20 protein-coding genes are annotated in these 24,604 nt (G+C 59.1%); 14 read left to right on the forward strand and 6 right to left on the reverse strand.

Features of this window, described 5'->3' with window-relative positions; all coding sequences use genetic code 11:
• The first annotated feature begins 121 nt into the window (after window positions 1-121).
• Together ABRP31_RS17580 and ABRP31_RS17585 are read left to right on the forward strand one after the other, a co-directional pair.
• A complete protein-coding gene (locus ABRP31_RS17580; protein ID WP_349969504.1) occupies window positions 122-2,236 on the forward strand; it encodes a TonB-dependent siderophore receptor in 2,115 nt (704 codons plus the stop codon).
• 16 nt (window positions 2,237-2,252) lie between these two features.
• Window positions 2,253-2,981, forward strand: a complete 729-nt coding sequence (locus ABRP31_RS17585) for a DUF4198 domain-containing protein (RefSeq protein ID WP_349969505.1) — start codon at window positions 2,253-2,255, stop codon at window positions 2,979-2,981.
• A 197-nt stretch (window positions 2,982-3,178) separates the two neighbouring features.
• Here the strand turns inward: ABRP31_RS17585 and ABRP31_RS17590 are convergent, their stop codons facing one another.
• Window positions 3,179-4,339, reverse strand: coding sequence for a DUF1624 domain-containing protein (locus ABRP31_RS17590; protein WP_349969506.1), 1,161 nt, complete (start codon window positions 4,337-4,339; stop codon window positions 3,179-3,181).
• Window positions 4,340-4,628: 289 nt separating this feature from the next.
• Here ABRP31_RS17590 and ABRP31_RS17595 point away from each other — a divergent pair, with 289 nt between their 5' ends.
• The gene (locus tag ABRP31_RS17595; protein ID WP_349969507.1) at window positions 4,629-5,666 is read left to right on the forward strand and encodes an ABC transporter substrate-binding protein; all 1,038 of its coding nucleotides are present in this window, start codon (window positions 4,629-4,631) and stop codon (window positions 5,664-5,666) included.
• 104 nt (window positions 5,667-5,770) lie between these two features.
• Here the strand turns inward: ABRP31_RS17595 and ABRP31_RS17600 are convergent, their stop codons facing one another.
• On the reverse strand, window positions 5,771-6,526 hold the full coding sequence (locus tag ABRP31_RS17600; RefSeq protein WP_349969508.1) for an IclR family transcriptional regulator: 756 nt from the start codon (window positions 6,524-6,526) through the stop codon (window positions 5,771-5,773).
• 86 nt (window positions 6,527-6,612) lie between these two features.
• Here ABRP31_RS17600 and ABRP31_RS17605 point away from each other — a divergent pair, with 86 nt between their 5' ends.
• The 3 genes from ABRP31_RS17605 to ABRP31_RS17615 are packed head-to-tail and all read left to right on the forward strand — an operon-like array spanning window position 6,613 to window position 10,581.
• Window positions 6,613-8,142 (forward strand): MFS transporter, encoded by a 1,530-nt coding sequence (locus ABRP31_RS17605; protein WP_349969509.1) that lies wholly within the window; start codon window positions 6,613-6,615, stop codon window positions 8,140-8,142.
• Window positions 8,139-9,170 (forward strand): HlyD family secretion protein, encoded by a 1,032-nt coding sequence (locus tag ABRP31_RS17610; RefSeq protein WP_349969510.1) that lies wholly within the window; start codon window positions 8,139-8,141, stop codon window positions 9,168-9,170. The genes ABRP31_RS17605 and ABRP31_RS17610 overlap by 4 nt, the downstream gene beginning before the upstream one ends.
• A gap of 1 nt (window position 9,171) precedes the next feature.
• Window positions 9,172-10,581 carry an efflux transporter outer membrane subunit gene (locus tag ABRP31_RS17615; protein ID WP_349969511.1) on the forward strand — a complete coding sequence of 470 codons (1,410 nt, stop codon included), beginning with the start codon at window positions 9,172-9,174 and terminating at the stop codon, window positions 10,579-10,581.
• A 279-nt stretch (window positions 10,582-10,860) separates the two neighbouring features.
• On the opposite strand, the gene ABRP31_RS17620 is transcribed toward ABRP31_RS17615, so the two are convergent.
• From ABRP31_RS17620 to ABRP31_RS17635, 4 genes are all read right to left on the reverse strand, one after another.
• A complete protein-coding gene (locus tag ABRP31_RS17620) occupies window positions 10,861-11,262 on the reverse strand; it encodes a biopolymer transporter ExbD (RefSeq protein ID WP_087265186.1) in 402 nt (133 codons plus the stop codon).
• Between the two features lies 1 nt (window position 11,263).
• Window positions 11,264-11,989 (reverse strand): MotA/TolQ/ExbB proton channel family protein, encoded by a 726-nt coding sequence (locus ABRP31_RS17625; RefSeq protein WP_087265187.1) that lies wholly within the window; start codon window positions 11,987-11,989, stop codon window positions 11,264-11,266.
• A 99-nt stretch (window positions 11,990-12,088) separates the two neighbouring features.
• On the reverse strand, window positions 12,089-12,910 hold the full coding sequence (locus ABRP31_RS17630; protein ID WP_349969512.1) for an energy transducer TonB: 822 nt from the start codon (window positions 12,908-12,910) through the stop codon (window positions 12,089-12,091).
• Between the two features lie 280 nt (window positions 12,911-13,190).
• Window positions 13,191-14,237, reverse strand: a complete 1,047-nt coding sequence (locus ABRP31_RS17635; protein ID WP_349969513.1) for a LacI family DNA-binding transcriptional regulator — start codon at window positions 14,235-14,237, stop codon at window positions 13,191-13,193.
• A 216-nt stretch (window positions 14,238-14,453) separates the two neighbouring features.
• Between ABRP31_RS17635 and ABRP31_RS17640 the strand changes: the two genes are divergently transcribed.
• The 8 genes from ABRP31_RS17640 (at window position 14,454) to tauC (ending at window position 24,505) form a co-directional block, all read left to right on the forward strand.
• A complete protein-coding gene (locus ABRP31_RS17640; protein WP_349969514.1) occupies window positions 14,454-16,682 on the forward strand; it encodes a TonB-dependent receptor in 2,229 nt (742 codons plus the stop codon).
• Window positions 16,683-16,897: 215 nt separating this feature from the next.
• Window positions 16,898-18,238 (forward strand): LLM class flavin-dependent oxidoreductase, encoded by a 1,341-nt coding sequence (locus ABRP31_RS17645; RefSeq protein ID WP_349969515.1) that lies wholly within the window; start codon window positions 16,898-16,900, stop codon window positions 18,236-18,238.
• Complete coding sequence (locus ABRP31_RS17650) at window positions 18,235-19,575, forward strand: dienelactone hydrolase (protein ID WP_349969517.1); 1,341 nt, start codon at window positions 18,235-18,237, stop codon at window positions 19,573-19,575. Before ABRP31_RS17645 ends, ABRP31_RS17650 begins: the two co-directional genes overlap by 4 nt.
• Window positions 19,572-20,609 (forward strand): L-glyceraldehyde 3-phosphate reductase, encoded by a 1,038-nt coding sequence (gene mgrA / locus ABRP31_RS17655; RefSeq protein ID WP_349969518.1) that lies wholly within the window; start codon window positions 19,572-19,574, stop codon window positions 20,607-20,609. The genes ABRP31_RS17650 and mgrA overlap by 4 nt, the downstream gene beginning before the upstream one ends.
• Before the next feature lie 202 nt (window positions 20,610-20,811).
• Window positions 20,812-21,741: a sulfonate ABC transporter substrate-binding protein gene (locus ABRP31_RS17660; protein WP_349969519.1), complete on the forward strand. Its 930-nt coding sequence runs from the start codon at window positions 20,812-20,814 to the stop codon at window positions 21,739-21,741.
• 147 nt (window positions 21,742-21,888) lie between these two features.
• The gene (gene tauA / locus ABRP31_RS17665; protein WP_349969587.1) at window positions 21,889-22,866 is read left to right on the forward strand and encodes a taurine ABC transporter substrate-binding protein; all 978 of its coding nucleotides are present in this window, start codon (window positions 21,889-21,891) and stop codon (window positions 22,864-22,866) included.
• 14 nt (window positions 22,867-22,880) lie between these two features.
• Complete coding sequence (tauB, locus tag ABRP31_RS17670) at window positions 22,881-23,672, forward strand: taurine ABC transporter ATP-binding subunit (RefSeq protein ID WP_349969520.1); 792 nt, start codon at window positions 22,881-22,883, stop codon at window positions 23,670-23,672.
• On the forward strand, window positions 23,669-24,505 hold the full coding sequence (gene tauC / locus ABRP31_RS17675; protein WP_349969521.1) for a taurine ABC transporter permease TauC: 837 nt from the start codon (window positions 23,669-23,671) through the stop codon (window positions 24,503-24,505). The genes tauB and tauC overlap by 4 nt, the downstream gene beginning before the upstream one ends.
• Window positions 24,506-24,604 lie beyond the last annotated feature (99 nt).

The raw sequence follows: 24,604 nt of genomic DNA on the forward strand, positions 1-24,604 counted from the left end.
GTCAAACCTCGACCCGCCGCAACATTCAGAAACAATCAGCCCTGACTCACTCCAACACACAAATAGAAATAATTCCTGATAGAGACGTTATACTGTAACGAATCTATAAGGAATGTCAGAAATGCCCCCTCGCAAAATGGCTTCATTCGCAGGCCTCGCTTTTGGTCTTTTGGCCGACGCCAGCTACGCAGAACAAACACCGAACACTTACGAACTCGATACGATTACGGTTAATGCTGACGCCCACTATGAGTCAGCCACAGGCCCGGTCAGCGGCTACCGTGCCACCCGCTCCGCCACTGCGACGAAGACCGACACCGCGATCAAAGACATCCCACAAGCCATTAGCGTGATCCCCGCCAGCGTTCTGACGGACTTGGGCAGCTCTAACGTGGAACGTGCGCTGGACTACGCCGGTGGCGTATCGAAACAGAACAACTTCGGCGGCCTGACGCTCTACGAATACAGCATTCGCGGCTTCACAACTTCCGAGTTCTACAAGGACGGTTTTAGCGCCAATCGCGGTTATCCAAGCACACCGGACGCGGCCAGCGTCGAGCGCATTGAAGTGCTCAAAGGTCCCGCAGCGAGCCTGTATGGTCGCGGCGACCCCGGCGGTACGGTCAACATCGTCACCAAGAAACCCCAGGCCGATGCCTTCACCACCCTGCAAACCAGCGCAGGCAGCTGGGATCGTTATCGCACAGCACTGGACGTCAATGCTCCGCTGAACGACGACAAGACTGTACTTTCCCGAGTGAACCTCGCCGTGGAAGACAACAACAGCTTTCGCAATCACGTCGAAAGCAAGCGGGTCTTCGTCGCCCCGACGTTCAGCTGGCAATTGAGTCCGGACACGCATTTATCGGTGGAGACCGAGTTCGTCCGCCACAGCTCAACCTTTGATCGCGGCATCGTTGCCCCCAATAACAAATGGAGCGGCATGTCTCGCCGAACCTTCCTTGGAGAGCCAAACGACGGCGACATTGATAACGACAACAACATGATTCAGGCGGCGTTGGAGCACCAGTTGAATGACTTCTGGTCGCTGCGTCTGGCAAGCCACTACAAGGAAGGTGAGCTGTCCGGTTACGCCTCGGAAAGCCGCGCACTGAATGCTGATGGTCGCACAGTCAACCGTCGCTACCGCGAACGGGATATGAACTGGCACGACAGCATTACCCAGCTTGAGCTGCGTGGTCTGGTGGACATCGGCAGTTGGGAGCATCAGCTGTTGATCGGTACCGAGTACGAGAACTACCGCAAGAACGAGCGCGTGACCAATACCGCCGGCAGCCCTTATGCCATCGATATCTACCAGCCAGTTTATGGCCAGCCCAAGCCCAACGGCGTGCGCTCCGGTACAGACTTCTTTGAGCACGTCGAAAGTCAGGCGCTGAACCTGCAGGATCAGATCGTGTTCACCGACAAACTGCGCGGCATGATTGGCGCGCGCTTCGAGCACTTCGAGCAAAGCACCGACGACTACACCCGCAGCGTCACCAACAAACAGCAACACGATGCGCTGACCTATCGCACCGGCCTGCTGTATCAACTCACCCCGCACGTCGGCCTGTTTGCCAACGCGTCTACCTCGTTTAAACCCAATAACGGTTTTGATGCCGCGGGCAAGAGCTTCAAGCCCGAGGAAGGCGTGGGCTATGAAGCCGGGATCAAGACGGAGCTGTTCGACGACCGCCTGAGCGCCACCCTCGCCGCTTTCCGTATCGAAAAGGAAAATGTACTCGCGCTTGATCCAGGCACCGACTCAAACCGGGCTGTAGGTAAAGCTCGCAGCCAGGGCGTCGACATGCAATTTGCCGGGCAAGTGACAGACGCGGTGCGAGTGATTGGCGCATTCGCCTACATCGACGCAGAGGTCACCAAAGGCGATACGACGATCCCGACTGGCAGCCGCATCCTTGGCGTCGCCAAACACAGCGGCAGTCTGCTGGGGGTGTACGAGTTTCAGAATGGTCTGCTTAAAGGCTCGGATCTGGGCGCGGCATTCACCTATGTCGGTGATCGATCCGGCGAGGCTGGCACAAGCTTCGAACTGCCCGCCTACCACACCGTTGACTTGCTGGCCCATTACAAAGCCACTGAAAACGTCACCGTCGGCCTGAACCTGAACAACCTGTTCGATGAGAAATATTTCGAGCGTTCCTACAGCAACTACTGGGTCGCCCCCGGCGAACCACGCAATCTGACCGTCAGCCTTACCCTCAGCCTCTGATTAACAAGGACTTACCATGCACGCTACAAAAACAATTCTGGCCCTGAGCCTGCTCGGCGCTTTCTCCGTCCAACAAGCCGGCGCTCATGGCCTGTGGACGGAAGAACGTCGCGGCAACATCGAAGTGGTTTATGGCCATGGCGCCGAGGACAGCAAATTCAAAGCGGAAAAAGTCAGCGGCGCGTGGGCCTATGACGTGAATGGCAAGATGATCCCGGTGACGGTCGAGCGGCTTGCCGACCATGCGCGCCTGCAACCTTTGAGCAGGCCCGCAGTGATGTTTATGGCGCTGAACAACGGCATGTGGTCGCAGACTGCCGACAAAAAATGGACCAATGAAGGCCGCACGAAAGTCCCTAGCGCAGTCACGGCGCTGGAAACGTTCAAGTACAGCCTGGCGATCTATGAACCGGGCGTGAAACTGCCGCCCCTGAAACGTCTGCGGCTGGTCATTGTGCCCCAGGCCGACCCGCTGAGTGTCGGGCCGGGTAAAGCGTTACCGGTGCAAGTGCTGCTGGATGGCAAGCCATTGGCGGGGATCAAATTGATCGGTGACTACCGCAGCCAGCCGGATGAAGTAAGCGCAACCACCGACGCCCAGGGCCGGGCCAATGTTGTGGTGCGTAACGAAGGCCTGAACATCATCGCCGCCGAGACTGTGGTGAAGGTCAGCGGCAACCCGGACATCGATGAGCAAGGGTTGTTTACGTCGCTGACGTTTGTCGGTGAGCCGCATCACGAGTAACGGCATGACAGATGCGAGGTCGCCCGCGTCCCTGATTACCGCACTGTCGCGAAACACCCAAAACCTGTAGGAGCGCACGAGCGCCGCGAGGCCGCGATAGCATTTGCCTGACACACCGCTATCGCGGCCTCGCGGTGCTCGTGCGCTCCTACAGGTCTAGCGTTTGCCTCGAGACACCGCGTCTACACGTTCAGATTTCAGAAATACTTGAGCCACGCAATGTCCTTGCGCCGCGCCTTGAAGCTGGCGAACGCGTTGACGGCTGGGAACAGCCCCACCGCCAGCACAACCGAGCACAGCCAGACCGCGCCCACCGAATCGAAGCCAAAGTAATTGCCCTTGTTCGTACCCCAGATCGCCACGGCAATCAGGTACAGAATCTTCAGCACATACAGGTGCAGCAGGTAGAAGAACATCGGTGCGGCACCGAACACCAGCAGCGGCTTGAACCACGCCCGCCCTGCCGCCTTTTCAAACCAGACCAGCAACAACAGACCGATGCCCAGCGTCAGGCTGAGAAACAGCAGCGATGGCGGGTACTTGGTGATGTTGAAGAAGCTCATCAGCGTCTGCACGCTGGTCTCACCCACCGACCAGGGCTTCTCGCCGTAACCGTTCACCAGACGCAACAGGAAGAACAGCACCAGCAGACCCAGACCAGCCAGTGCGAGCCTGTTCTGACGCTTGCGCGCATCAGCCCCGGAAGCGAACCACGGACCCGCCGCGTAACCCAGGGCAATGACCCCAATCCACGGCAACAGCGGATACGAAGTGCGCAAACGCAGACCATCCCAAGGCACCAGCCAACCCCGATCATGCAGGATCGCCCACGGCACATACATCGCTGATTCCTGAGTGAAGTGCAGCGCGTCCAGCAGGTTATGCCCGGCAATGATCACCACACCGATGAACACCAATGCAGGTCTTGGCAGCCGCACCAGAATTGCCAATGCCACCATGCTCAGACCGATGGCCCAGATGACCTGCAAATAAACCGTGGTCGGCGGAAACTGGAAGGTCCAGGCAAAGTTCACCAGCGTAACTTCCAGAGCAATCAGGAACAGCCCGCGCTTGAACAGAAAGCCCGACACCTCACTCGCCCCATGGCGTTCGCCATAGAGGTATGCCGACAGGCCGGTCAGGAAGATGAACAGCGGCGCACACAGATGCGCCAGCGTACGGCTGAAAAACAACTCAGGCGGCGTGGTGGCCACGTCCATCGGGTCCGAAACCTGAAGATGCAGCAGGAAGGTCTCGCGAACATGGTCGAGCAACATGAACAGAATGATCAGGCCGCGCAACGCGTCGATCGATTGCAATCGAGTGGAAGCCGACGGCTTCAGAAGATGGGTCGTCATCGAGAAACTCATGGTGAGGGGTTGAAGCAAAAGCGGCTGCTATCAGTAAAAAACGAACGGCTGCGCACAATCTTGATAAGACAGGACAATGTTATGTTATATCAACAACCAGCACAATTGACTGCGGTAAAGTCACGCATGAGCTGCTTGAGGGCGCGCAAGATCATTTGGCGAACAGCCATTTATTGACCATAACGTTATTCATTAATGTTATTTAAATATTTTTTCTTATACCTATATCGTCTGCTCCATCGCTAACATCTTTCTCTGCTAAACGCTGGAGCACGGCATGACTAAAACCTCGACACGTCGCCCCCGACTTTCCCGTCTGGCCACCTCGCTTGGCCTGGCGGCTACGCTGCTGACGGGCAGCCTCGCCATGCCGACCGCCGCCCAGGCTGAAGGGCAACTGCGCATCGCCGAGCAGTTCGGCATCGTTTATCTGCTGCTCAACGTGGTGCGCGATCAGAACCTGATCGAGAAACACGGCAAAGCAGATGGCGTGGACATCAAGGTCGACTGGACGCAATTGTCGGGTGGCGCAGCCGTCAATGACGCACTGCTGACCGGCGCGGTGGATATTGCCGGTGCGGGTGTCGGGCCATTGCTGACCATCTGGGACCGGACTCACGGTAAACAGAACGTCAAGGCCGTGGCTTCGCTGGGTAACTTCCCGTATTACCTGGTGAGCAACAATCCCAAGGTAAAAACCATCGCTGACTTCACCGATAAAGATCGCATTGCGGTCCCGGCGGTGAGCGTTTCAGTGCAATCACGTTATCTGCAATACGCTTCGGCCAAACTGTGGGGCGATGCGGAATATGCGCGCCTGGACAAATACACCGTCAGCCTGCCCCACCCTGACGCAGCCGCGAGCATCATTGCCGGCGGCACCGAACTGACCGGGCACTTCTCCAACCCGCCATTCCAGGAGCAGGAAGTAGCCGCCAAAGGCGTACATGTGGTGCTCAACACCTACGACCTGCTGGGTCCAAATTCACCGACGCTGTTGTTCGCCACTGAGAAATTCCGCAAGGAAAATCCGAAGACCTACAAGGCGTTCATTGAGGCACTGAGCGAAGCTGAAGACTTTATCCGCAAGGACAAAGGCGCTGCGGCAGACACTTACATTCGTGTCACCAAGGCGAAGATCGATCGGGATGAGCTGTTGAAAATCATCGACAACAAGGACTTCGAGTTCACCATCACACCGAAGAATACCTACCCACTGGCCGAGTTCCTGCACCGCGTCGGAGCGATCAAGAACAAGCCTGAATCGTGGAAGGACTACTTTTTCCAGGATGCCAAGCCGTTGCAGGGTAGCTGAGAGGTATACCTACCTGTAGGAGCTGCCGAAGGCTGCGATGGCGGCATATCGGGAAGATCGCTTTCGCAGCCTTCGGCAGCTCCTACAGGGTCCTGCTCCTGCTCTTATTCAACACCCCGCAACCCACTCATCAACTCTTCCCGGCACTTGAGTAGCGCTTTCTCGATGCTCTCTCTGGCCTGGGCAATTCGCCAGGCTGGGCCTGCGACGTCAATCGAATAAAAGCCCTGCGGAGTTTGCAGACTCACGGCCACCGAAGCCACGCCTTGGGTGTGCTCTTCGTTGCCATAGGAAATCCCGGTTTTCCTGATGCCTTCCAACTGCTCGAGCAGCTCGGGCAACGTGAGGGTGTTGGCCGTCAGCGGCTTGATCTTGCGGCCGATCAGTTTGACCACTGATTCGTTGTCCATCCTGGCCAGCAAGGCTTTACCCCCACCAATGCCATAGATGTTCAAAATGCCCCCCGGCCCGGAGGAAACCCTCAAGGAATGACTCGACACCACGGTGTGCAAAATCAATAGCTCAGCCCCCGCAGCACTGGCCAGCACAATTGTTTCTCCAGTCTCCGCTCCCAGCCTTTCGAGGTAAGGGCGCGCCTTCTGCACGATATCCACATGGCTATGGGAAGCCAGACGCATCAACGCCGGGCCCAGACAGATTCCGCCTCGCCCGTGTACTTCCAGCAGCTCTTCCAGTGCCAGTGCATCGACCAATCGTTGCACCGTGGAACGAGGCAACTCACAACGCTTGGCGATTTCCCCAAGGCTCAAACCGGCAGGCTCTCCCTCAAGGCTGCGCAGGATCGCTGCTGCCCGGGAAATAACCTGCACGCCACCGCGATCTGGATCCGTTGTCGTCATGGACACACCTTGTCATAAGTACCACTGATTGATACAGTGTACCGCCTTACAGTTAATAACTGAAACACTCTCAGCAGGATTTTTACGTGTCAGCGCCTCCACCACCGCCCTCTCCCGCACCGTTTACGATCCGCCTGGCACTGGGTCTGGTCGGCGTGCTGATTGCTGCGCTGACTTCCGGAATCAACGATCGGGTCACCGATATCACGCTGGCCGACATTCTAGGCGTGTACGGTCTGGGACACGATGACGGCACGTGGATCAGTTCGGTCTACGCTGCTGCCGAAGTCTCGGCCATGCTGCTTGCGCCATGGTTTGCAGTGACCTTTTCCCTGCGTCGCTTTGCCATCGTCGCGACCTTCGCCTTTACGTTTTTCGGCGCAATCATCCCCTTCGCGCCGAATCTGGAAAGTCTTGTCACCCTGCGCGTATTGCAAGGCATCGCAGGCGGTGCGCTACCGCCGTTGCTGATGACTGCCGCGTTACGCTTTCTGCCGTGGCATATCAAGTTGTACGGTTTGTCAGCCTATGCGCTGACGGCGACTTTCGGCCCTAATCTGGCGATGCCGCTGGCCGCACTGTGGACCGAAGGTGTCGACTGGCGAATGGTCTTCTGGCAGATCATCCCCTCCGGGCTGATCGGGGCTGCGCTGATTGCTTATGGATTGCCGCAGGATCCGTTGCGTCTGGAACGCTTCAAACAGGCAGACTGGCGCGGGGCGTTGCTGGGGGTCAGCGGCGTCTCCATGCTGATCATCGCGCTGACACAGGGCGAGCGTCTGGACTGGCTCAACTCGTCGCTGATCAGCTTCCTGTTACTGGGTGCTGCGGTGTGTCTGCCCGCGTTTCTGATCAACGAATGGTTTCATCCGCTGCCGCTGTTCAAACTGCAATTGCTCAAGCGTCGCAACTTCAGCTACGGCCTGATCACCTTGTGCCTGTTTCTCTTTGTCGGGCTGGCGGGCAGCGCAATCCCGGCGTCTTACCTGACCCAAATTCAAGGCTACCGCCCGCTGCAAACCATGCCGACTGCGTTGATCATCGCCCTGCCGCAATTGCTGATTGCGCCGCTGGTGGCCTGGATGATCAATCGCAATTGGGTCGACTCGCGTTATGTAATTGCCTTCGGCCTCGGGTTGCTGACCCTCGCCTGTCTGGGCGGCTCGCAGATCACCAGCGAATGGATCCGCGACGACTTCTACCTGCTGCAATTACTCCACACCTTCGGCCAGCCCATGGTGGTGGTGCCGTTGCTGATGAATGCGACAGGGGTAATTCAGCCCCTTGAAGGGCCGTTCGCCTCTTCGATGGTCAACACACTGCGCGGGCTGTTTTCGGTGATTGCCGGGGCTGCGCTGGAAAACTTTGTCACCCACCGCGAGCACTTCCACTCCAACGTATTGCTCGACGGTGTGGGCACAAGGCTGCAAGGCCTGGAACCTCTGCACAGCGTTCAGAGCACCGCAGCACTGGCCCGTCAGGTCAAGGAACAAGCCTACGTATTGAGTTTCAGCGATGCCTTCCTCGCATTGCTGGCCATCATCGGCGTTTTGCTGGTCATTCTGCTGACCCTGCCCAAGCGCGCCTATCCACCGCAATCTCCGGTACCGTCATGAAACAGCACAGAACCGCCCTCTCCCTGGCCTGCGTCGCCGTCGTCGTTTGCGTCGCTTACATCGGTTATCGCCTGATCAGCGGCGGCACCGTGCAACAGACCGACGACGCTTACATCCGCGCCGACTCGGTAATGGTTTCGCCGCGCCTTTCCGGGCAGATCATCAACATAGCCGTTGAAGACAACCAGCGGGTCAAGGCTGGCGACCTGCTGGCTGAAATCGACAATGCCGATTACCGCGTCGCGCAACTGTCGGCCAAGGCCAACGTTGAAGCGGCGTCCGCGCAAATCCAGAACCTCAAGGCCAGTATCGAACGGCAGGCTGCGGTCATTGATCAAGCCGCCGCGACCACGCGCGCCACGGCTGCATCGCTCAAGTTTGCCCAGGAAAACGCCAAGCGTTACCTGAACCTGTCCAACGCCGGGGCCGGTACTCAGCAGGAACGCCAGAAAGCCGATGCCGAACTGCTGGGCTGGCAAGCCGCTCGTGATCGCGATGAAGCCTCGCGTGTCGCCGCGTCCAAGAGTCTCGACGTACTCAAGGCGCAGCTGGAAGTCGCCAAGGCAGCGCTGGCCAAAGACGAGGCCGCCTTGCAACAGGCTGATCTGAATCTGTCTTACACCCGCATTACCGCGCCGCAAGACGGCATGGTCGGTCAGCGCTCGGTCCGCGTCGGCGCGTATGTTTCTCAGGGGCAAGCCTTGATGGCCATTGTTCCTTTGCAGGACGCCTTCGTGGTCGCCAACTTCCGCGAAACCCAACTGGCTCACATGCAGCCGCAACAGAAAGTCGAACTGAGCGTGGACAGCTTTCCTGATCACACCTTCAGCGGCTACATCGACAGTATTGCCCCGGCGACCGGTGTCTCGTTCTCGCCTATCGCGCCGGATAACGCGACCGGTAACTTCACCAAAGTGACCCAGCGTCTGCCGGTGAAAATCAGGTTCGATGCCGATCAGCCAGATTTGCAAAAGCTGCGGATCGGCATGTCGGTCGTGGCGCGAATCGACACCGCGCAGGAGCACTGAGATGAAACGTTGCCTGCTGTTTGCCGCTATGGTCAGCCTCGGTGCCTGCTCGGTCGGCCCTGACTTTCAACGCCCGCAAGCGCAGCTGCCGCAGACCTGGCAAGGTAGCGTGCGCCCCGGCGCTACGCCGGGCAGCCCTGCGGACAGCCAATGGTGGCAGCAACTGGGCGACCCGCAATTGACTGCGCTGGTGGAACGCGCCGCCAAGGCCAATCTCGACGTGCGCGAAGCCAGTAATCGCCTGGAGCAAAGCCGGGTCATGCGTCAGGTCACCGGCAGCCAGCAATTGCCCGGCGTTGCCGCCAATGGCAGTTATCGCCGTGCGCGCAACAGCGCCGAAGGTCTCAATGATCCTTCCGGCGAACAAGGCCAGTCCCCGTTCGAATTGTGGAGCGCGACGCTGGATGCCAGTTGGGAGCTAGATCTCTGGGGCCATGTACGGCGCAACGTCGAAGCCGCCGATGCGGAAATCGAACTGACCCAGGCCCAGCGCGACGGCGTGCTGTTGAGCATCGCCGCCGAAACCGCCACCGATTACATCCGCCTGCGCGGCGTGCAGGCCAAACTCGGCGTTGCACGGCAGAACCTGGAGATTGCCAGACAGAGTCGGCAGTTGACTCAGGCCCGTTTCGACAATGGCGTGACCACCAACCTCGACACGTCCAACGCAGCCGCGCAGGTGGCGACCATCGAAGCGGTGATTCCAACTCTGGGTGCCGAACAGGATCGCCTCATCAACGCCCTGAGTTACCTGCTCGCCGAACCGCCTCGCGCATTGAGCGCTGAACTGCTCGAACCGAAAAATATTCCTCATCCTGCACCAGACGTGCCGCTGGGCCTGCCTTCGGAACTGGCCCAAAGACGGCCGGATATCCAGCAAAGCGAAGCGGCCCTGCACCGGGCCACTGCGGCAATTGGCGTGGCACAAGCGGACTTTTATCCACGGGTCAGCCTGGGTGCGAGCTTCGGCACGCAAGCGCTGGACGGCTCGGATGTGGGCGCGTGGAGTTCTCGCCAATGGACCTATGGCCCAAGCCTGTACCTGCCGATCTTTCAGGGCGGCCGCCTGACCGGCACCATGGAACTGCGCAAACGGCAGGAGCAGGAAGCGGCACTCAATTACCAGCGTGTGGTACTGGGGGCCTGGCATGAAGTTGATAACGCCATGACGGACTATGCCGCAGAGAAGCAAAAACACACTGCGTTGCAGGAAGCCGTCAGCCAGAACAATATCGCCCTGAGCACTGCCCGGGATCGCTACGCCCAGGGTGCGGCGGACTTCATCAACGTGCTGAATGTGCAGCGTGCGTTGCTGGATACCCAAAGTGCTCTGGTGGATAGCGCAACGGCGGCGGCGATTGACCGGGTCAGACTTTATCGCGCGCTGGGCGGTGGTTGGCCGAAGGGGTGAAATGCAATGGTGTGGCGTTCACATCCCTGTTGAGCCGGGTTTGGCCTGGGCGGCATTTCGACGATAAACGATAATGCGGTGGGTCTTATAGCTGCGTCTCATGTATCGCGAGCAAGCTCGGCTCCCACAGAATCCATGCAGAGCCGGTCCTGCAGGCGTGCAAGCCCGGCACCCACAGGGATAAGCGCTATCCCGAAAATGCATAAAAAAACAGGCTGCCCTCATGCCAAAGGAACAGCCTGTAAAAACAACGAAGTTTTTAGATAACGCTTCAGCCAGTCACTTGGCCGTAATCACCGACAACTTGGTAATTCCTGCCCGTTCAATGGACGCCATGGCTCGCGCCACTTCCCCATAGTTCACACCGTTATCGGCCTGCAATTGCACCCGTACATCCGGGGCTTTTTCCTTGGCGGCCTTGAGGTTGGTTTCCAACAGGTCAGGCTGGATTTCATCCTTGTTGATGAACAGCTTGCCCTGCCCGTCGATGCTCACCACCAGCGGGTCTTTCTGCTCCACCGGGGCGACCGATTCAGTCTTCGGCAAATTGATCGGAATCGAGTTGGTCAGCAGTGGCGCGGTGACGATAAACACCACCAGCAGCACCAGCATCACATCCACCAGCGGCGTGACGTTGATTTCGCTCAGGACTTCATCGCTGTCTTGTGTGGAGAAAGCCATCTCAGGACGCCTCCTGCACTTTGTGGCCTACAGCGGGTGCGCCGTGCTTGGTCAGCACTGGGTGCAACAGGACGCGGAACGAGTTCTTCTGCGCCAGGCTATAGAAGTCGTGGGCAAAGTCATCCAGGTCAGCGGCAGTCAGTTTCAAACGGCGAAGGAAGTAGTTGTAAACCAGCACCGCTGGTACCGCGACCGCGATACCAACACCCGTGGCGACCAGCGCAGCGCCGATAGGCCCGGCAACGGTTTCAAGGCTCGCTGAACCCGCTGCGCTGATGCCTTTCAAGGCAGACATGATGCCCCAGACCGTACCGAACAGACCGATAAACGGCGAGGTGCTGCCGATACTGGCAACTACCGCCAGACCGGTTTCCAGGGAACGGCGCTCACGTACGATTTGCTGACGCAGGGCACGTTCCAGGCGGTCCTGATGATTGATCGCCTGGCTCAGGTCAGCAGCTTGCGCACCATCCGGCACCTGAATCGCGGCGTAACCGGCCAGCGCTACACGGGCGGCTGCACCCGGTTGTTCCTGAGCCAGTTGCGCGGCGGAATCAAGGCTCGATGCGGCCCAGAATTGCTTGTGGAATTTGCGATCCTGATTCTTCAGGCGGGTGAACTGCACGCCTTTGAGCAGGGCCAGGCCCCAGGTCGCAACGGAAAACAGGACCAGCAGCCAGATGACGGCGTGCTCGACGGATTCGAAAGGGGAAGCAAGTAGGTTCATGGCGCGGCTCTCTCTGAATAAGGCATGTCTCTGAACAAGACAGGTTGTGTAGCGATGCGCCTTTTGTTCAGGTAGCTCGCAGATTCAAACGAATAAGGGTTAACGAATCTTGAAATCGATGGGCACGCTGACCCAGCCGTCCTGGGCGACGTCGCCTTGCTTGGCCGGTACGAAGCTCCAGCGTTTAACCGCTGCCAGGGCCGCGTCGTCGAGCTGATCGCGTCCGCTGCTTTTCTGCAGTTGAATCTCACCCGGCTTGCCGCTGGCCAGTACATGCACTCGCAACAACACCGTACCTTCCCAACCGCGACGCATGGCCAGTGCCGGGTATTCCGGAGCCGGATTTTTCAGGTAACCGGCATTGGCAGAAGCTGGCGTTACTGGTTTTGGTGCAGGTGGCGCGGGCGGCGCAGGTGCTGCAACCGGTTGTGGCGGCGCCGGCGGTGCTGGCGGTTGCTCAACGGGTTTGGCGACCGGCTTGGGCACAGGTTTTACAACCGGCTTGGGCTTTGGAATCGGCTTGGGCGGTGGCGGTTTGACCGCGAGTTCGTCTTCCACAGGCGGTGGTGGTTCCTCGACGACCGGCTGCACGATGGGCTCGGGCGGCGGTGGCGTTTCTAACACTGGCACTGGCGGCGCAGGCTGGGAAAACTCGATCGTCATCGGTGGAACTTCGGGTGGTGCGACCGGCAACGGAGCAGGCGGATTCTGGTTGACCCAGTAAATGACCGCGCCGTGCAACACCAAGGCGAACACGCCCAGCAATACGGCTTCACGACGGCTCAAAATCCGTTTCGGCGTGCTGTGCAGACGCGACAGCGCCAAGGGACCGCGATACACGCGCCCCAGATCGAGCAGCTCGCCGCCCGGTGCCGGACGCCACAGCACATCGAGTGCGCTGGCGCTTTGGACATTGCCCATTGTGTGCTCCTGCAAAACCTTCAAATGAAAAGCCCGAGGCAGAGCGGCTGGCTCTGCGACGACGCCTGGGTTAAATAATCCACGAGACGATATATTTCTTAAAAGAATATTTTCTCAGATGGTTATTCTAAAATTGCATAACACCCGATTTTAATTTGCGAAGGCTGACCTGTGGGAGCTGGGCTTGCCCGCGATAAGTCTGGACGGGATTTAAAGTGAACCGAGTCCAGCCTTATCGCGAGCAAGCTCTGCCCCCACAAGAAAAATCCCCAGCTCGGAATCACGTACTCTCCCGCTCAATCACTTCACACTTGAGCAGGTTCAAGCGCTGCAACTCTCCTTCCAGCTCGACCACTCCCAGGCTTTGCAGCAACCGGGTAGCGGCCAGCACGCCGATCTCCAGCGCGGGCGGTTTGATCGTGCTCAAACTCGGCAACAGCATCTCGGCAAACGCGTAATCACCAAAGCCCAGCACCGCGCAATCCTGCGGAATACGCAGCCCCGCACGCTGTCCTGCCAGCAGTCCGCCCGCCGCCAGGTTGTCGTTGGCAAACACGATCGCATCGGGCTTTTCAGCCGCACTCATCAACGCCTGCATTGCCTGTTTGCCTGCTTCGAACGGCGCTCGATCAGAGTCCGGCGCAAACAGGATCGGCGTCAGTCCCAACTCGACCAACGCTGCCGCGCAGCCGTCACGACGCTCAATGGCACTGAAGTCACCCGGTGCGCTGTTCTGCACGAAAGCGATCCTTCGATAGCCCTTGCCATACAGGTAACGCGCGGCGGTGACACCCACTTCGTAGTGGGAAAAGCCGATCTGGATCGGCGCACGATCCGGCTGGTAATCCCAGGTTTCCACCAGTGGAATATCCGTGTCCGCCAACATCTTCTCGGTGGCCGCGCTGTGAAAATGACTGGTCACTACCAAGGCGGCAGGCGACCAGCCGAGAAAGGCGCGAACGGCGTTTTCCTCCTGCTCGACCGAGAAGTAACTCGACGCCAGCAGCAACTGATAACCGTGCCGCGTCAGGGTGTCACTGAAACCTTGAATCGTGCTGGCAAAGATCGGCCCGGAGATGTTCGGCACCACCATGCCGACAATCCGCCCGCGCGCCGACGCCAGACCGCCCGCCACCAGATTGGGGACATACCCCAGCTCAGCCACCGCAGCCGCGATACGCTCGCGGTGCTCGTCAGACACTTGATCCGGCTGATTGAAGTAACGCGAAACCGTCATTGTCGATACGCCGACATGTCTGGCCACCGCATCCAGCGTAATACGCCCTGCCCCACGACGTTTGCGCGGCGGACTTTTCTGATCGTTCAAGGCTCATGCCCTTCTAACAAAAAAGAATATAAAAGTAATTTTTGAGTATTGGACGATCTATCCCGTCCTTGCTGATACTGGCGATGTTAGCGCTAACGGAATGATCTTGTCAGCTACTCGCTTGAGCGAATGCCGCCGGAACACAGCCAACGCCTACATCAGGAGCAGTGACCGAAGAGTCACGGCAGTCAGGGCATCTTTCAAGCGAGCATCGACATGCAACACACCTCTGGGGACATCATCAAACCGGCGCGTCTGGCGCAAGCCATCGCCGCAGCACTGGCGTTGACTTCACTGCCAGGCATCGCAGCCGACAGCAGCACAACCAATGCCGACGGTCAGACGGCGACCTTGCAGGCAGTGACCGTAACGGCAACCCGTCGCGAAGAGTCGCTGCAAAAGGTACCGGTGGCAGTCTCTGTAGTCGAAGGTGAACAACTGGAGCGTGATAACCGCAACGGCGTATCGAGCATCGTCCAGCAGATCCCCAGCCTGAACTTCCGCACCGGCGCATCGAACAAAGACACCTCGTTGTTCGTCCGTGGCGTGGGCACAATCTCCACCTCGCCGGGTGTCGAGCCGACAGTCGCGACAGTAGTGGACGGCGTGGTTTACGCCCGCCCCGGTCAGGCGACGCTGGACTTGCTCGATCTGGAGCGCATCGAAGTGTTGCGCGGCCCGCAAGGCACGCTGTTCGGCAAGAACGCTTCAGCGGGCGTGCTTAACGTGATCAGCAAGGCGCCCACTGAAGAGCCCCATGGTTACATCGATCAGTCGTACTACAGCGGCAACGAAAGCCGCACTCGTTTCGGCATCGGCGGCAGTCTGATTCCGGACACACTGAAAGGCTCGATCACGACCTTGTTCGGCAGCTATGACGGCAACGTCGACAACAAAGCCAACGGCCATGAAGTCAACGGTTACAACCGCAAGGGCGCGCGCGGCAAACTCGAATTCACGCCCAACGATGACGTCAAACTGACCGTGATCGCCGACTACATGCAGGCCCACGATGACGCACCGAACGGCGTCGTCAGCTCAACGCTGAACCCGGCCTTTGCGGGAGCCCTCGCGCCGGTACGCGCCAGCAACGACAACCGCGATATCGTCAGCGATTACCGCAGCCACGTTGAAGACATCAACAAAGGTTTGTCCGCGCAACTGGACTGGAATCTGGGGGATTACACCCTGACGTCGATCACCGCCTGGCGCGGCTGGAACAACACGCAGTGGCAGGACGGCGATCGTCTGTCGAATATCACGGCGGCATTCCCCGGCACTGAAGACAAGGGCGATCTGGACTTCAATCAATACTCGCAGGAACTGCGTCTGGCCTCGCCAAAAGGCCAGTTTCTGGAATACGTCGGCGGCCTGTATTACATGCATGGCAAGGATGAAGAAACTTATCGCCGCACGCTGGTCACGCCGACCGCCAGCGCCGTGGGTGTGGCTGACTACGGGACGACCAGTGACAGTTATTCGGTATTTGGCGAAAGCACGCTGAACTTCACTCCGGCGTTTCGCGGGATCGCCGGTTTGCGCTGGACTCACGATGAACTGGAATATGACCATCGCCGGGTTTCGACGTCCGCAACCCAGGTTCCGGGAATCAATCCGGGCACCAGCAGTTCCGGCTCAGTGGACGAAGATGGCTGGTCCGGGCGTCTTGGTCTGCAATATGACCTGACCGATAACGTCATGACCTACCTGACCTATTCACGCGGCTACAAAGGACCGGCTTACAACGTGTTCTTCAACATGCAGCCGCGTGATACCGATGCGCTCAAACCAGAGACTTCCAACACCTGGGAACTGGGCGTCAAGGCCACCAGCTGGAACAATCGCCTGATCACCAACCTTGCGGTATTCCACAGCGACTACGACAACTATCAAGCGAACTTCTTCGATACGGTGGCCGGTAGCGTGGTGACGCGGTTGATCAACGCCGGGAGCGTTTCCACCGAAGGTGTCGAGGCGGATTTCGCCTTGCAAGCCACCCAGAATCTGAAGTTTTCCGGCGCAGTGGCCTACACCAAAGCGCGCATCGATACCTTCGCCTGCCCGGCGGGCGCGGCAGCATCGTGCAACGTCGACGGCAAAACCCTGCCCTTCTCGCCTGACTGGAAAAGCTATGTGCGGGCTGACTACAGCATCCCGCTGGACAATGGTCTGGATGTCGAGCTGGGCACTGATTACAGCTGGCAGAGCGAAGTGCAGTACGACATCAGTCAAAACCCGGACACTGTCCAGGGCGCCTACGGCATCTGGAACGCCAGCGTCGCACTGGCCGACTACACCAATGGCTGGCGCGTAGCGCTACTGGCCAAAAACCTGGCGGACAAATCCTACTCACCGGGCCTGGCTACAGGCGGAAACTACATCACCCGCGCGGTACCGCGTGATGACGAGCGGTATTTTGGTGTGCAGTTGCGTAAGGATTTTTGATGCATGTGCTGTGGGACGTACACCGGCGTCCCTGACACCACCCTGTTGCGCAGTAAACGGAAATCTGTAGGAGCGCACGAGCACCGCGAGGCCGCGATAGCGGTGCATCAGACAGACCGCCATCGCTGCCTCGCAATGCTCGTGAGCACCTACAAAAATATCTCCACTAGACACAAACCCTGTGGATCTGCCACTGATTCAACAAGGAACAACACATGAGCAACACTCCACGCCAACTCAAACTCGGCGCCTTTCTCATGGCCACCGGGCACCATGTGGCGGCCTGGCGTCATCCGGATGTACCGGCCAACGCCGGACTGGATTTCAAGCATTACAAACATCTGGCGCAAGTGGCCGAAGCAGCAAAGTTCGATGCCCTGTTCGTCGCAGACAGCGTGGCCGCTGCAACCGGTGAAAGCGCCAGCCACATGGCGCGCTCCGATCATTTTGAACCGCTGACCCTGATGTCAGCGCTCAGCGCAGTCACCGAGCACATCGGTCTGATCTGCACTGCTACCACCAGCTACAACGAGCCGTATCACGTGGCGCGCAAGTTTGCCTCACTGGATCATCTGTCTGGCGGCCGCGCTGGCTGGAATCTGGTGACCTCCGACGCAGCCGCTGAAGCGCAGAATTTCGGCCGCGACGAACACATCGGTCACGCAGAACGCTACAGCCGGGCGCGCGAGTTTCATAAAGTCGTGACCGGCCTGTGGGACAGCTGGGAAGACGATGCCTTCGTTCGCGACAAGGCCAGCGGCGAGTATTACGACCCGGCCAAGCTGCACGTGCTGAATCACCACGGGGAACACTTCCGGGTCAAAGGCCCGCTGAACGTGGCTCGCTCGCCTCAAGGGCAACCGGTGGTCGTGCAGGCAGGCTCTTCGGAAGTCGGCCGTGAAATGGCGGCTGAAACCGCCGAAGTGGTGTTCACCGCGCAAACCTCACTGGCCAATGCCCAGGCGTTCTATGCCGACATCAAGGGTCGTATGGCACGCTTCGACCACGATCCTGACAGCCTGAAAATCATGCCCGGTGTGCTCGTGGTGGTGGGCGACAGCGAAGCCCTGGCCCAGGAGAAATTCGAAGCGTTTCAGGAACTGGTAGAACCCACAGTCGGCGTCGCCTTGTTGGGCCGGATGTTGGGCAATTTCGATCTGTCCGGTTACCCCTTGGACGAACCCTTGCCACCACTGCCGCTGACCGACAGTGGCCAACAAAGTCGCCAGAAGCTGCTGACCCAACTGTCCCGAGATGAAAACCTGACCCTTGCCCAATTGGGCCGTCGAATTGCCGGGGGTCGCGGGCACTACAGCCTGATCGGTACCCCTACGCAAATCGCCGATGAGCTGCAGGCATGGTTCGAGGAGCGTGCCGCCGATGGCTTTAATGTATTGGTGCCGCACCTGCCCGGTGGGCTAGAAGACGTTGCCCATTACGTGGTACCTGAACTACAGCGCCGCGGGCTGTTCCGCACGGAGTACAGCGGCAACACACTGCGGGAAAACCTTGGCCTGCAACGGCCACGCCATCGCTTTGCCGGAGATTCCGAGTGAACAACAATCCCTTGAGAGTCGCCAGCCTGCTACTGGTATGGGGCCTGTCGTGCAGCGCCTTCGCGCTCAATGGCGATCCGCGCCCGGATGCGCCTGAACTGGCCGCACGCGGTGATTATCAGGTGGGCGTAAGGACCGTTGACGTGATTCATCGCGATCAACTCAATATCCTCGCGGCTACCAGCACGGACAGCAATCCGCGCTATGACCGGCCGCTGCGTCTGGAAGTCTGGTATCCGGCTCAGTTGAAAACCGGCCAGGCCGAGCTGAGCACTTACACCGATGTGCTGGGTGCAGGCGCCAACAACCCGGCCCGGCCCAATACCGCGTTCACGTTCGAAGGCCGCGCTGCACGCGATGCGCTGCCACGCACAGACAAGGCATTCCCGCTGGTGATCGTGTCCCACGGTTATCCGGGCTCACGCTTGCAGATGAGTTACCTGACCGAATTTCTCGCCTCCCACGGCTATATCGTCGTCGCCATTGATCACACTGAATCCACCCGCGCCGACCGGGCCGGCTTCGCCAGCACGCTGCTCAACCGCCCTCTGGATATTCTGTTCGTGCTGGACCAGGTCACGGAGTGGGCGAAGTCAGGCAGTGGCAATCCACTCGCCGGCAAAATAGACGTCAACCACACCGCGCTGCTCGGCTATTCCATGGGCGGCTATGGCGTGCTTAATGCGGCAGGCGTCGGCACTGGAGCGGCAGCACTACGCTTTGTACCCGGCACGGCCTTGCAGGCCAGACAGGCGGGCAACCCGGACTTCGAAGCCGCTCGAGACCCGCGCATCAAAGCGCTGATCGCCTTCGCGCCATGGGGCGGACAGCAAAGCCTGTTCGAGGAAAAAGGGCTGGCGGGACTGCGCGTTCCGAGCCTGTTCATTGCTGGCGATCAGGATGATGTCGCAGGTTACGCTGACGGCGTCAGACGCCTGGCTGAAGGCGCAAAGAATGCTAACCGCTACCTGCTGGTTTACGAAAATGCCCGACACAACATCGCGCCCAATCCGCCCCCTGCGGCCGCAAGCAGTCACCCCGATGATTTTTCCGCCTATGCTGAGCCGGTCTGGGACATAAGCCGCATCAACAACATCAATCAGCACTTTGTGCTGGCCTTTCTCGACCAGCAACTCAAAAGCGTCGATCGCCAGCCCTGGTTGTCTCTGGTGCCAAGGGCCGCCGACGGCAAATGGTCGAAAGACGAAACCGGACGCGAAAAACCTGATCACACCTACTGGAACGGCTTCAAAAATCGCAGCGCTCTGGGCCTGGAGTTTTATCACTGGCCAGCGCAAACGACCCCGTCTTCGACTACCCCACGAGACCCACAATGACCTATACCGCTGCCGAAAACCGCTACGAAAAAATCCCCTATCGCCGCACCGGCCGCAGTGGGCTGGTACTGCCCGCGCTATCGCTGGGACTGTGGCACAACTTTGGCGACAGCACGCCGCTCGACACTCAACGTGCGATGCTGCGCACGGCGTTCGACCTGGGCATCAATCACTTCGATCTGGCCAACAACTATGGCCCACCTTACGGCAGCGCCGAGACTAATTTCGGCAAGCTGTTCCAGGAGGACTTCAAGCAGTATCGCGATGAGCTGATCATCTCCACCAAAGCCGGTTGGGACATGTGGCCCGGCCCTTACGGCCAGGGTGGAGGCTCGCGCAAATACGTGCTGGCCAGCCTCGATCAGAGTCTGCAGCGTCTGGGCCTGGATTACGTCGACATCTTCTACTCGCACCGTTTCGACCCGGACACGCCACTGGAAGAAACCGCGAGCGCTCTGGCCACTGCCGTGCAGCAGGGCAAGGCGCTGTACATCGGTATCTCTTCTTACTCCGGCAACAAAACCCGTGAAATCGCCGCGCTGCTGAAAGAGTGGAAAGTGCCGTTATTGATTCACCAACCCGCCTACAACCTGCTCAATCGCTGGGTCGAAAAAGACCTGCTGGACACCACCGATGAGCTGGGCGCCGGAGTGATAGTGTTCACTGCGTTAGCGCAGGGTTTGTTGACCGACAAATACCTCAACGGTGTACCGCAGGATGCCCGGGTCAATCGTCCGGGTGGCGGTTCGTTGCAGGCTTCTCACCTGTCCGAAGCCAACATTGCTCACGTTCGCGCATTGAACGAGATCGCCAAACGTCGCGGCCAGAGCCTGGCGCAAATGGCGTTGGCCTGGACCCTGCGTGATCCGCGCGTGACCTCAGCCTTGATTGGCGCGAGCCGTCCGGAGCAGATCATTGAAAACGTCGAAGCACTGAAAAACCTCGAATTCAGTCAGGAAGAACTGACCGAAATCGACCGCTTCGCTCAGGAAGGCGGCATCAACCTGTGGGAGAAGCCGTCGTTGGCGGAGTAACCGACCTCAATAAATACACCTCCCTGTGGAATGCAATCTCCCTTGTGGAACGCACTCCCTGTGGGAGCTGGGCTTGCCCGCGATATATGAGACGTGGATTGAAGACATACCGCGTTATCGTTTATCGCGGGCAAGCCCGGCTCCCACAAGGGATCTTCATTAGCCTGACGATTTATTTGCAGTCAGAGATAAGTGAGCAAAAATGAAAACCATAGCACTCCTCTTCGCAAGCCTCCTTGGCCTTGCATCGGCCCACTCTGCCTTGGCGGCCGACCCGCAAAACCTGCGCGTCGGCTATCAGAAAGGCTCCATCGCCCTGGTGATCGCCAAGGAAAAAGGCCTGCTGGAAAAACGCTTTGCCGACACCAAAATCCAGTGGATCGAATTTCCCGCCGGTCCGCAGATGCTTGAGGCGTTGAACATCGGCGCGCTGGACCTGGGTTCCACCGGCGATATCCCGCCGCTGTTCGCTCAGGCAGCCGGTGCTGACCTCGTCTACGTCGGTGCCGAACCCGCCAAGCCCGCCGCAGAAACCATCCTGGTGCGCAAGGACAGTCCGCTGCAAAGCGTGGCCGACCTGAAGGGCAAGAAAGTTGCCTTCCAGAAAGGCTCCAGTTCCAACAACGTCTTGTTGCGAGCACTGAACAAAGCCGGGTTGAGCTTCAAGGATATCCAGCCGATCTACCTCACCCCCGCCGATGCTCGCGCCGCCTTTGAGCAAGGCAGTGTCGATGCCTGGGCAATCTGGGACCCTTACGCCTCGCTGGCCCTGATCGAAGGCCACAGCCGTCTGCTGGCCGACGGCACAGGATTGGGTTTGTCCGGCCCGATCTACAGCGCGCGTCGCGACTACGCCAATCAGTACGCAGACTTTATTCACGCCGTGCTGGAAGAACTCACCGCCGCCGAAGCCCTGACCCGCAGCGAGCGTCAACAGAGTATCGACATTCTGACCGGCTCCATGGGTCTGCCGGAACCGGTGATTACCCGCTACCTGGACAACCGGCCACCGTCGCCGATCCTGCCGGTGGACGCCAACATCATCGCCGCGCAACAGGCGACGGCGGATCTGTTCTTCCAGAACAAACTGCTGCCGAAAAAGATCAATGTCCAGGAAGCTGTCTGGAAATAACGCCCTGATTCAAGGGAAGAACCATGAGCGATCCCTCAGCGAAATCGCTCATAAGCTAATGAAAAAAGGTTATTTATTTAGAGTTTCTTAGATCATTTAGTCTCCAATCTCAGCCAGTCCCCGGCCAGCCTGATTCGGAGCTTCATGATGAAACTGCACTTCCCTCTTCGCCTTCTGGTGGCGCTGTCGCTGACTGGCGCTTCATATCTGGCTCAAGCTGCGGACTTCACCGTCGCCTATCAGACCACCGTTGATCCGGCCAAAGTCGCCCAGGCTGATAGCGTGTATGAAAAAGCCACCGACTCGAAAATCTCTTGGCGCAAGTTCGAAAACGGCGCCGACGTCATCACGGCCATTGCGTCCGGCGATGTGCAGATTGGCTACCTCGGATCCAGTCCTTTCACCGCTGCTGCGACCCGCAAGCTGCCGGTTGAGACTTTTCTGATCGCTACGCAAATTGGCGCCGCCGAGGCGCTGGTTGCGCGCAATGGTTCGGGGATCAACTCACCTCAGGATCTGATCGGCAAAAAAATCGCCGTACCGTTCGTTTCAACAGGTCACTACAGCCTGCTGGCCGCGCTGAAACACTGGAATATCGACCCGTCGAAAGTCACCATTCTCAACCTCGCACCACCGGCCATCGCCGCCGCCTGGAAACGCGGTGACATCGACGCCACCTACGTTTGGGACCCGGCGCTGGGTGTTGCCAAGGAAAACGGCAAAGTGCTGATCACTTCCGGAGAACTGGCCAAGGTTGGCGCACCGACGTTCGACGCCTGGATCGTGCGCAAGGACTTCGCCGACAAGCACCCTGAAATCGTCAAATCCTTTGCCAAAGTCACCCTCGACGCCTACGCCGACTATCGCAAGGACCCGGCCGCCTGGCTGGCCAAGTCCAGCAACGTCGACAAGCTGGTGAAGCTCTCCGGCGCGAAAACCTCGGACATCCCCGGTCTGCTGCAAGGCAACGTCTACCCGCTGGCCGCAGACCAAAGCGCCCTGCTCGGCGCACCGACCATCGACGCTGTGACCAAGACCGCAGCGTTCCTCAAGGAGCAAGGCAAGGTCGATGCAGTACTGGCTGATTACGCGCCCTACGTCAGCGACAAATTCATTACTCAATAAGCGGAGTTCAGACAATGGCTTTGCTCAAACTGGAGCGCATCAGCGCACAGTATCCCGGCGCGATCGAACCGGTGCTGGCGGATATTTCCCTCAGCCTCGGCCCCCGGCAATTGCTGGTGGCACTGGGTCCGTCGGGAAGCGGCAAAACCTCGCTGCTGAATCTGATTGCCGGTTTCGTGCCGCCCAGTGCCGGCAGCATCAGCCTCGACGGCACGCCGGTAAACGGGCCGAGTGCCGAGCGCGGCGTGGTGTTTCAGGACGATGCATTGCTGCCCTGGCAGGACGTATTAACCAACGTCGCGTTCGGCCTGCAACTGGCCGGTGTGCCGCGTGATCAGCGCGAAGCCAAGGCCAGAGAAATGCTCGCACTGGTGGACCTCGCCGGTTTCGACCAGCGCCAGATCTGGCAGCTCTCTGGCGGCCAGAAGCAGCGGGTTGGCCTGGCGCGTGCGCTGGCGGCTGATCCCCGTGTGCTGCTGATGGATGAGCCGTTTGGCGCACTGGATGCGTTCACTCGCGAACAGATGCAGGAACTGCTGCTGCAAGTCTGGCAGCGCACGGCCAAGCCGGTGTTCCTGATCACCCACGACATCGAAGAAGCCGTGTTCCTCGCCACCGACCTGATTCTGCTGGCACCGAATCCGGGGCATATAGCCGAACGTCTGCAGCTGGACTTCGGGCAACGTTATGCCGCTGGAGAGTCGGCCCGCGCGATCAAGTCTGACCCAAGGTTCATCGACACCCGGGAACAGGTACTGGCCAGCGTGTTTTCCCAACGCGGCGTTTCCCGGGAGCAACACGCATGAGCAGTTACGAATTACAGAACACCACGACCGACGCCGTTAAAGCTGTCGCCGCGCCTGTGCGCTGGAGCCTCAGCACCCGCGCAATCAGCGTGCTGACGCTGGTGGTGCTGTTGGTCGCGTGGTGGGCAGCGACGGCTGCGGCGTTTATCGAACCATTGTTTCTTCCGCCGCCCTCGGCTGTGCTGGAAAAAGCCTGGCTATTGATGACCACCGGCTACATGGATTCCACGCTCTGGCAGCACTTGGGGGCGAGTTTGCAACGCATCGGCCTGGCGCTGTTGGTCGCCGTACTCACGGCTATTCCGGTGGGTATCGCCATTGGCCGCAACCGCATCGCCCGAGGCATCTTCGATCCGCTGATCGAGTTCTACCGCCCTATCCCGCCGCTGGCTTATTTGCCGCTGATCGTGATCTGGTGCGGCATCGGCGAGTTCTCCAAGGTGCTGCTGATCTACCTGGCGATCTTCGCCCCCATCGCGATTGCTACCGCGACGGGCGTGCGCACCGTTGACCCGACCAGACTGCGCGCCGCGCAATCTTTGGGCGCTACTCGCTGGCAGTTGATTCGCCACGTGATTCTGCCCAGCGCCCTGCCGGAAATCCTCACCGGGGTACGTATCGGGCTGGGTGTCGGCTGGTCTACCTTGGTGGCCGCCGAACTGATCGCGGCGACCAGCGGCTTGGGGTTCATGGTTCAGTCCGCAGCACAGTTTCTAGTGACCGATGTCGTGGTGTTGGGAATCCTCGTCATCGCTCTGATCGCCTTTGCCATGGAAATGGGCTTGCGCGCGCTGCAACGCAAGCTGGTGCCGTGGCATGGGCAGAGTCATTGAGACCCATAGCGACAATGATGCTTTGTGCGGTGCTTGCCAGCGATAAACGATAACGCGGTGTGCCTTCAATCCGCATCTCATGCATCGTCGGAATGCCGC

The sequence above is a fragment of the Pseudomonas caspiana genome (assembly GCF_040224095.2).
Classification (GTDB): domain Bacteria; phylum Pseudomonadota; class Gammaproteobacteria; order Pseudomonadales; family Pseudomonadaceae; genus Aquipseudomonas; species Aquipseudomonas caspiana.

What these genes read in the sequence shown, in the direction of transcription:
- ABRP31_RS17580 (WP_349969504.1), top strand. Translation starts at nt 122, where the DNA reads ATGCCCCCTCGCAAAATGGCTTCATTCGCAGGCCTCGCTTTTGGTCTT.
- ABRP31_RS17585 (WP_349969505.1), top strand. Translation starts at nt 2,253, where the DNA reads ATGCACGCTACAAAAACAATTCTGGCCCTGAGCCTGCTCGGCGCTTTC.
- ABRP31_RS17590 (WP_349969506.1), bottom strand. Translation starts at nt 4,339, where the DNA reads ATGACGACCCATCTTCTGAAGCCGTCGGCTTCCACTCGATTGCAATCG.
- ABRP31_RS17595 (WP_349969507.1), top strand. Translation starts at nt 4,629, where the DNA reads ATGACTAAAACCTCGACACGTCGCCCCCGACTTTCCCGTCTGGCCACC.
- ABRP31_RS17600 (WP_349969508.1), bottom strand. Translation starts at nt 6,526, where the DNA reads ATGACGACAACGGATCCAGATCGCGGTGGCGTGCAGGTTATTTCCCGG.
- ABRP31_RS17610 (WP_349969510.1), top strand. Translation starts at nt 8,139, where the DNA reads ATGAAACAGCACAGAACCGCCCTCTCCCTGGCCTGCGTCGCCGTCGTC.
- ABRP31_RS17615 (WP_349969511.1), top strand. Translation starts at nt 9,172, where the DNA reads ATGAAACGTTGCCTGCTGTTTGCCGCTATGGTCAGCCTCGGTGCCTGC.
- ABRP31_RS17620 (WP_087265186.1), bottom strand. Translation starts at nt 11,262, where the DNA reads ATGGCTTTCTCCACACAAGACAGCGATGAAGTCCTGAGCGAAATCAAC.
- ABRP31_RS17625 (WP_087265187.1), bottom strand. Translation starts at nt 11,989, where the DNA reads ATGAACCTACTTGCTTCCCCTTTCGAATCCGTCGAGCACGCCGTCATC.
- ABRP31_RS17630 (WP_349969512.1), bottom strand. Translation starts at nt 12,910, where the DNA reads ATGGGCAATGTCCAAAGCGCCAGCGCACTCGATGTGCTGTGGCGTCCG.
- ABRP31_RS17640 (WP_349969514.1), top strand. Translation starts at nt 14,454, where the DNA reads ATGCAACACACCTCTGGGGACATCATCAAACCGGCGCGTCTGGCGCAA.
- ABRP31_RS17645 (WP_349969515.1), top strand. Translation starts at nt 16,898, where the DNA reads ATGAGCAACACTCCACGCCAACTCAAACTCGGCGCCTTTCTCATGGCC.
- mgrA (WP_349969518.1), top strand. Translation starts at nt 19,572, where the DNA reads ATGACCTATACCGCTGCCGAAAACCGCTACGAAAAAATCCCCTATCGC.
- ABRP31_RS17660 (WP_349969519.1), top strand. Translation starts at nt 20,812, where the DNA reads ATGAAAACCATAGCACTCCTCTTCGCAAGCCTCCTTGGCCTTGCATCG.
- tauA (WP_349969587.1), top strand. Translation starts at nt 21,889, where the DNA reads ATGAAACTGCACTTCCCTCTTCGCCTTCTGGTGGCGCTGTCGCTGACT.
- tauB (WP_349969520.1), top strand. Translation starts at nt 22,881, where the DNA reads ATGGCTTTGCTCAAACTGGAGCGCATCAGCGCACAGTATCCCGGCGCG.
- tauC (WP_349969521.1), top strand. Translation starts at nt 23,669, where the DNA reads ATGAGCAGTTACGAATTACAGAACACCACGACCGACGCCGTTAAAGCT.